The 6,465-nt window shown below is 45.6% G+C and carries 4 protein-coding genes; all 4 read left to right on the top strand.

Going from position 1 to position 6,465, the window contains the following annotated elements:
- Positions 1-781 precede the first annotated feature (781 nt).
- The 4 genes from QZW47_RS17570 to hsdR all read left to right on the top strand — a co-directional run bounded on the left by QZW47_RS17570 (position 782) and on the right by hsdR (position 6,358).
- The gene (locus tag QZW47_RS17570) at positions 782-1,153 is read left to right on the top strand and encodes a GIY-YIG nuclease family protein (RefSeq protein WP_293129110.1); all 372 of its coding nucleotides are present in this window, start codon (positions 782-784) and stop codon (positions 1,151-1,153) included.
- Between the two features lie 7 nt (positions 1,154-1,160).
- Entirely contained in the window at positions 1,161-2,378 is a 1,218-nt protein-coding gene (locus QZW47_RS17565; RefSeq protein WP_293129114.1) for a restriction endonuclease subunit S, read from the top strand.
- Entirely contained in the window at positions 2,375-3,793 is a 1,419-nt protein-coding gene (locus tag QZW47_RS17560) for an ATP-binding protein (protein ID WP_293129108.1), read from the top strand. The genes QZW47_RS17565 and QZW47_RS17560 overlap by 4 nt, the downstream gene beginning before the upstream one ends.
- A 99-nt stretch (positions 3,794-3,892) precedes the next feature.
- On the top strand, positions 3,893-6,358 hold the full coding sequence (gene hsdR / locus QZW47_RS17555) for an EcoAI/FtnUII family type I restriction enzme subunit R (protein WP_293129106.1): 2,466 nt from the start codon (positions 3,893-3,895) through the stop codon (positions 6,356-6,358).
- Positions 6,359-6,465 lie beyond the last annotated feature (107 nt).

The raw sequence follows: 6,465 nt of genomic DNA, 5'->3' as shown, positions 1-6,465 counted from the left end.
TGAGATGAGATGAGATGAGATGAGATGAGATGAGATGAGATGAGATGAGATGAGATGAGATGAGATGAGATGAGATGAGATGAGATGAGATGAGATGAGATGAGATGAGATGAGATGAGATGAGGACTGAGCGAAGTCGAAGTCCGGTTTTTATAGGGGGGATGGCTTCGACTTCGCTCAGCCAGCTAGAGATGAGTTCAGTTCATTAGAGATCGGGATTAACAACAAAAGATAAGATAAGATGAGATGAGATGAGATGAGGACTGAGCGAAGTCGAAGTCCGGTTTTTACAGGAGGGATGGCTTCGGCTTCGCTCAGCCAGCTAGAGATGAGTTCAGTTCATTAGAGATCGGGATTAACAACAAAAGATAAGATGAGATGAGATGAGATGAGATGAGATGAGATGAGGACTGAGCGAAGTCGAAGTCCGGTTTTTACAGGGGGGATGGCTTCGACTTCGCTCAGCCAGCTAGAGATGAGTTCAGTTCATTAGAGATCGGGATTAACAACAAAAGATAAGATGAGATGAGATGAGATGAGATGAGGACTGAGCGAAGTCGAAGTCCGGTTTTTACAGGAGGGATGGCTTCGGCTTCGCTCAGCCAGCTAGAGATGAGCTCAGCCAGCTAGAGATGAGCTCAGCCAGCTAGAGATGAGCTCAGCCAGCTAGAGATGAGCTCAGCCAGCTAGAGATGAGCTCATCCAGCTAGAGCTCAGGATTAACAATAAAAGATGAGGACTGAGCGAAGTCGAAGTCCGGTGTTGAGAGGAGGTTATAACCATGCCCTATATGTATATTCTGGAATGTGCTGATAGCTCCTTCTATACGGGAAGTACAAAAGATTTACCAGGTCGTTTGTGGCAGCATCAAAATGGTTTGGGTGCAAATCATACGCAAAAACGACTGCCTGTAAAATTGGTCTATGCTGAGTATTTTGATCATGTAGCGGATGCTTTTTATCGTGAAAAGCAGGTTCAGGGTTGGAATCGAAGGAAAAAAATTGCTCTGATGGAGAGTAACTGGGATCGCCTTCATATTTTGGCAGAGTGTCAGAATGATTCGCATTATAAAAATGCTGGTTTTGACTCCGATTCGGCAAGCTCAGGGCAAGTCGCTCAACCAGCTAATAAACCTGAACTAGGAGAGGATTAAAAAGGTGATGAAAGAATGGAGAAACTTACAATTAGGTGATATTGCTGTAATCAGTTACGGATATACAGCAAAAGCTTCTGTTGAAAATTTTGGCTCAAAGTTTCTCAGAATTACTGATATTCAAAAGGATAGGGTTAACTGGTCTAGAGTTCCATACTGCCCAATTAGTGAAGATGATTTAAAAAAATATAGACTTATCGATCAAGATATTGTTTTTGCACGAACTGGAGCAACAACTGGCAAAAGCTATTTAGTCTGCAATCCACCAGAATCTGTAGCTGCATCTTACTTGATTCGACTAAGAGTACAAGATCCTACTATTTTAGCTAAATTTATTTCTAAGTATTTCCAGACTAGCGAATATTGGGACAGTGTATCTTCTGGCATCTCTGGTAGTGCTCAAGGGGGATTTAACGCTTCTAAGTTATCAGCATTAGTCATTAATATCCCTCCACTTCCAGAACAAAAACGGATTGTGGCGATTTTGGATGAGGCGTTTGAGGCGATCGATCGCGCGATCGCCAACACCGAAAAAAACTTAGCCAACGCCCGCGAACTCTTTGAAAGCTATCTGAACAACGTCTTTACCCAGAAAGGCGATGGGTGGGTAGAGAAGAAGTTAGAGGATATTTGCAGTATCACATCTAAACTCATTGATCCTCGCCAAGCAGAGTTCCTTGACCTACCACACGTTGGTGCAGGTAACATGATTTCCCTGACTGGCGAACTAATAGAGGTTAAAACTGCAAGGGAAGAAAAACTGAAATCAGGTAAATTTATTTTTGATGAAAATATGATTTTATATAGCAAAATTCGCCCTTACTTGATGAAAGCTTGTAGACCAGAATTTAGTGGGCTTTGTAGTGCAGATGTTTATCCATTATTACCTAATGATGGGCAACTAAACCGAGACTTCTTATTCCATCTTCTAATGAGTAGAAATTTTACAAAATATGCAATTGCAGGCTCAGATCGAGCAGGAATGCCGAAAGTGAACCGAGATCATCTTTTTCGATATAGCACATGGATTCCTAGTCTTTCACAACAAGTAAATATTGCACAAAAAATTGACGAGATAGCCACTGAAACCCAACGCCTCGAAGCCATCTACCGCCAAAAACTCGCCGCCCTCAAAGAACTCAAACAATCCATCCTCCAAAAAGCCTTTACAGGCGAACTCACCGCAGACACCCCGAAAACTGCTGAGGAGGAAATTGCCGCATGATTACCCTTGAAACCCTTGAACAATGGCTCGTTGTACCCACAGAGACAGAAAATCTTGAATTTAAAGAAGCCAAACTACAGTTTGATTCAACTAAGCTGCTGAAATATTGCGTAGCGCTGGCGAATGAAGGAGGTGGTTATATCGTTTTGGGCGTTACCGATAAGCGACCTCGCCAAGTAGTAGGTTCCCAAGCTTGGTCAACAGCAGAACATCTGAACAGTATTAAAGCGAAAATAGTTAATGAACTCAGATTTCGGGTTGAAGTAACAGAATTACAACATCAAAAAGGTCGAGTGCTAGTTTTTAAAGTGCCAACCCGTCCCGTCGGGCAACCATTAGCCTTTGATGGAGCCTACCTCATGAGAGCGGGAGAGGAGCTAGTGCCGATGACACCAGATGTACTCAAGACTATTTTTGCGGAAGACCAACAAGATTGGTTTTCTCAACCCGCCCGATGTAACGCTAGCCCTGACGATGTAATCGCTCTCCTAGATACTCAAACCTACTTTGAACTGCTAGAAATTCCCTATCCGACTAGCCGCGATGCTGTGTTAGAAAGATTGCAGACCCAAGAATTAATCAAACACACAACACAGTGTTGGACAATTAGCAATCTAGCCGCCATCCTTTTGGCAAAAAAACTGGAAGCCTTTTGCCCTGCATTGGCTCGTAAAGCACCCCGTGTCGTCATCTACGAAGGTATGAATAAGCTACAAACCCGTGACGATAAGACAGACAATCGAGGCTATGCCGTTGGCTTTGCGGGGTTAGTGGATTTTGTCCACTCAGCAGCACCGCAAAATCGCTTTATCGAGGAAGTTGTGCGAGAAGAAGTGAAGATGTTCCCGGAACAGGCTTTAAGAGAACTTATTGCTAATGCGCTGGTACATCAGGACTTTCTAGCAACAGGTACTTCAGTGATGATTGAGATGTATAGCGATCGCATAGAGATATCTAATCCTGGCATCCCGCCCATTAAGGTAGAGCGATTTATTGACGAATATCGCTCTCGCAACGAACAACTCGCCGATCTAATGCGACGTTTCGGTATATGTGAAGAAAAAGGCAGCGGCATTGACAAAGTTGTCAGCGCAGCAGAGGTGTTTCAACTACCCGCACCAGATTTTAGAGTAGGTGACACACGCACCACGGCAGTGCTGTTTGCTCATCAAGATTTCGCCGACATGAGCAAAACAGACCGAATTCGAGCTTGCTACCAGCATTGCTGTCTGCTGTATGTCAGCAATCAACGGATGTCTAACCAAACCCTGCGGGATCGATTTCGTCTCAGTGAGTCACAAACAGCAACCGTTTCTCTGATTATCAAAGCTACCAAAGAAGCTGGCTTGATCGAGACAGATGAATCAGAATCAACCTCTACCCGTTATGCTCGCTACCTGCCTTTTTGGGCATAAAAGTGCTTTAAAGCAAACCGAGATAGATGAATCTCAAAACCTGAAACCCTTGCAGCACAAACAAAAAAGTGTTTTAACGCAAACCGAGATGACCTAACCATGAACGAAGCTGAAACCCGCGCCGAACTAATTGACCCCGCCCTCAAAGCCGCAGGCTGGGGAGTTGTCCCCGACAGCTACATCCGTCGGGAAGTTACGATCGCCCCCGGTCGCCTAGTGGGTGATGGGAAACGAGGAAAGCGGAAGTATGCTGATTACGTTCTGGTGTATCGCAATCAAAAGCTAGCCGTCATCGAAGCCAAAAAACAGGATTCACCAGACACCGAAGGTGTGGGACAGGCGAAGCTATACGCTGAAAAGTTGCAAACCCGTTTCACCTACTCCACCAACGGCACCGGCATCTACCAAATCGATATGCACACTGGGGCAGAAAGCTACATCAGCCAGTATCCCAGCCCCGATGAACTGTGGGATGCTACTTTTGCCCAAACCAACGAGTGGCGCGATCGATTTTCTGCCATCCCCTTCGAGGATAAAAGCGGCACTTGGGAGGCGCGATACTACCAACACAATGCGATCAACAAAGTCTTAGAGGCGATCGCATCCGGGGGCGATCGTATTCTGTTAACAATGGCAACCGGAACGGGGAAAACCTTCGTCGCCTTTCAACTCGCCTGGAAAATATTCCACAGCCGATGGAACCTCAGCCACCGACCAACGGTTGCTGAGCGAAATCGAACCACCCGCCGCCCTCGAATTTTGTTTTTAGCCGATCGGAATATTCTCGCCAACCAAGCCTTTAACGCCTTCTCCGCCTTCCCCGAAGATGCTCTCGTCCGTATCGACCCCGACAGCATCCGCAAACGAGGCAGAGTTCCCAAAAATGGCAGCGTCTTTTTTACCATCTTTCAAACCTTCATGACTGGGAATGTTGATTTCGACTCCGCTCAATCAACAGAAAATCAAGCTCAATCAACAGAAAATCAAGCTCAATCAACACAAGAGATGAAAGCTCAATCAACACAAGAGATGAGAGCTGAGCGAAGCCGAAGCTCGGTAAAATACAACTTCAGCGACTATCCGCCTGACTTCTTCGACTTCATCATTATCGATGAATGTCACCGAGGCGGAGCGAATGACGAAAGCAACTGGCGCGGCATCCTAGAATACTTCTCGCCCGCCGTACAGCTAGGACTCACCGCCACCCCCAGAAGAAACAATAACGCCGACACCTATGCTTATTTTGGCGAACCTGTTTACACCTACGCCCTCAAAGACGGCATCAACGATGGATTTCTCACCCCCTTCAAAGTCAAGCAATTTGAAACCACACTTGATGAATATACCTATACATCGGACGATATTTTAATAGAAGGGCAAGCAGAAGAAAACAGACGTTACACCGAAGCCGATTTTAACCGCATCATCGAGATTGAAGAACGAGAAAAATATCGCGTCAGGCTGTTGATGGAAAGCATCGACCAAAATCAGAAAACCCTGGTTTTTTGTGCCAGCCAAGACCACGCGCTCGCAGTTCGAGACTTGATAAACCAGATGAAAATTAGCACCGCTCCAAATTACTGCGTTCGCGTCACCGCTGATGATGGCAAACTTGGCGAACAGCACTTGAGCACTTTTCAGGACAACGAGAAAAACATCCCCACCATTCTCACCACCTCCCAAAAACTATCAACTGGAGTTGATGCGCGGAACGTTCGCAATATCGTGTTAATGCGACCCATCAATTCTATGATTGAATTCAAACAGATTATCGGTCGCGGTACGCGGCTTTTTGAAGGAAAAGACTATTTCACGATTTACGATTTCGTAGAAGCCTATCAGCATTTTAATGACCCCGAATGGGATGGCGAACCGGAAACCCCGACACCGATTATCGCCAGAGAAACACGCCCCCGTTCAAACCGAGATGACGGAGAAATAGACAATTTTGGGGTGAGGGAACCAACCCGCCCTCAAAAAGTCAAAATTCAACTTGCAGACGGTAAAGAGCGCACCATACAGCACACAATGGCGACTACTTTCTGGAGTCCAGACGGCAAGCCTATATCAGCCGCAGAGTTTATCGAGCGCCTGTTTGGGGAAATCCCAGAACTATTTAAAAATGAAGACGAATTAAGAGCAATCTGGAGCCGCCCCGACACTCGCAAAGCTTTGCTGGACGGACTTGCAGACAAAGGTTACGGTAACGAACAACTTACCCAAATTAGTCGCCTGATCGACGCTGAAAACAGCGACCTTTATGACGTGCTAAGCTATATTGCCTATGCTGCTAAACCCGTTAGCCGTCGAGAGCGAGTTATCGCTCACAAGGCATTGATTTTCTCGCGTTATTTCGGAAAACAGCAAGAATTTATCGACTTTGTGCTGGATCAATATATCAAAGAAGGTGTCGGAGAACTCGATCGCTCGAAATTATCTCCACTACTGGAATTAAAGTATCATACTGTTGGCGATGCTCAGCAAGAACTAGGGAGCATTCGGCATATAATTGAAGTATTTACTGGGTTTCAGCAGTATTTGTATGCACAGGACAGGGCAGCTTGATTCGACAGATGGCTAGCCCTCGGATACAGTAGCCGATCACAGTATTTGTGTATTTCGATAGGCTGGGTTTAAGGTAACGCGATCGCCAAAACGATAAAACGATCGCT

This window comes from Microcoleus sp. bin38.metabat.b11b12b14.051, from assembly GCF_013299165.1.
GTDB lineage: Bacteria > Cyanobacteriota > Cyanobacteriia > Cyanobacteriales > Microcoleaceae > Microcoleus.
This window is presented reverse-complemented; position numbering and strand designations above follow the sequence as displayed.

Excerpts from the sequence above, each read along its gene's own strand:
- QZW47_RS17570 (WP_293129110.1), top strand. The coding sequence starts at position 782 with ATGCCCTATATGTATATTCTGGAATGTGCTGATAGCTCCTTCTATACG.
- QZW47_RS17565 (WP_293129114.1), top strand. The coding sequence starts at position 1,161 with ATGAAAGAATGGAGAAACTTACAATTAGGTGATATTGCTGTAATCAGT.
- QZW47_RS17560 (WP_293129108.1), top strand. The coding sequence starts at position 2,375 with ATGATTACCCTTGAAACCCTTGAACAATGGCTCGTTGTACCCACAGAG.
- hsdR (WP_293129106.1), top strand. The coding sequence starts at position 3,893 with ATGAACGAAGCTGAAACCCGCGCCGAACTAATTGACCCCGCCCTCAAA.